Below are 572 nucleotides of genomic sequence, written 5' to 3'. Positions count from 1 at the left end.
TCAAGCATGGCAAGGGTAAAATATCCCGCTATAGCGGAAGCGCCTATTTTTGCGATTTTCCGCTGACGTTTAACCCATTCGGGAACGTCCTGCAAACGGCAGACAGGCTCATCGGCGAACCATACCGACTGCGTCGCCCCCGCGTCCATTGGGCATATAGGCGCTGAACAATCTTCAAAGTATTTACATTTCATTTTTCACCGCCTCCGCTTTCTTGCCATCCATCCAGTTTTCAATCTCGGACGGTTTGAACCGCACCGCCCTGTTTAATTTGTGAAAAGGTATCTCCCCCTTCGCCACATATCGGTATATGGTCTTAACCGACACCTGCAACGCCGCCGCCGCTTCATTCACTTTCCAATAAGTTTCCATTCCCCCTCTGCATACGTTAAAAATAAGTCCTGCCGTTTCAAAGCGACACTGTTGTTTAGTGCAATTTTCAGTAAAAAATAAATTCACAGCCGTTTTTCGCTCCCCATACATAAAAAATACCCGCTGCAGTTTCATAAAGATAGTTGGATTTAGTCCAACTTTTAACCTTATTTTCATAAGCCTTTATGCTTCATCCGCAT

General features: G+C 45.5%; 2 protein-coding genes. Both read right to left on the bottom strand.

Translation table 11 applies throughout. The annotated features are described in order from the left end of the window. Nucleotides 1-194: hypothetical protein (locus ACYVRH_RS14200; RefSeq protein ID WP_461257524.1), on the bottom strand; the 194-nt coding region annotated here is incomplete at its 3' end. After that, nucleotides 184-372 (bottom strand): helix-turn-helix domain-containing protein, encoded by a 189-nt coding sequence (locus ACYVRH_RS14195; protein ID WP_461257523.1) that lies wholly within the window; start codon nucleotides 370-372, stop codon nucleotides 184-186. The genes ACYVRH_RS14195 and ACYVRH_RS14200, both read right to left, overlap by 11 nt. Nucleotides 373-572: the final 200 nt, after the last annotated feature.

Source organism: Treponema sp. R80B11-R83G3, assembly GCF_054786115.1.
This window is presented reverse-complemented; position numbering and strand designations above follow the sequence as displayed.